The 632-nt window shown below is 43.8% G+C and carries 1 protein-coding gene; it reads right to left on the bottom strand.

Annotation, left to right across the window (positions count from 1 at the left end):
* Positions 1-573: DUF932 domain-containing protein (locus AC1XUD_RS26535; protein WP_483364074.1), on the bottom strand; the 573-nt coding region annotated here is incomplete at its 3' end.
* Positions 574-632 lie beyond the last annotated feature (59 nt).

Below are 632 nucleotides of genomic sequence, written 5' to 3'. Positions count from 1 at the left end.
GACGTTACTCATATTGGACAAAGCAGCGTTAAGCGTATTTTGACAAACAATTCTGACAGGTGTAAAGGCTGCTGTAATACTGGCTGAGCCGTCATGTGAGTTGGTTAAAAACAGATATTTTTCGATCATGTCACCCAAGCCCACTTTGATATAGCCTGGCAGTTTGGCAGTGATAAAAATCCGCTCGCCCTTTCCAAGTGCCCCTGCAGTTTCGTAGAAAATCCCCTCGCCTTTTACGATCGAATCAAAGAATGTAAATGCGTCAAGGTTTTGCACGATATGATAGTCTTTACCAACGACACCGAGCGGAGTATTGTTGTCGCTTCGAAGAGTAGCAAAATAACTGGGCACGGCCAGTTCACTACCGCTAACCTGACAGTATATACGCAGATCTGGCGCTTTGGTATAAATTGGTGTTTTGACTACCTTATAATCCAGCCCGGCAAACCGGATGGCTTCGCTGCTGGATGGGTAGCGGTCAATAATTTGACCCAGACCGTGCCAGGCTTTCTCTTTTACTGAAAAGAAACTGTGCTTGTTTGTACTCTCATTGAAATGGATGTTGTCTGACATGATACATGCTGTTTAATGGTGAAAAAAATCCATTTCTCTTTTCTGCTTCTGTGATCAGA

This window comes from Dyadobacter sp. HNCC25DJ184, assembly GCF_056895215.1.
The sequence above is the reverse complement of the archived record's forward strand: the minus strand, read 5'-3'. Positions and strand labels throughout refer to the sequence as shown.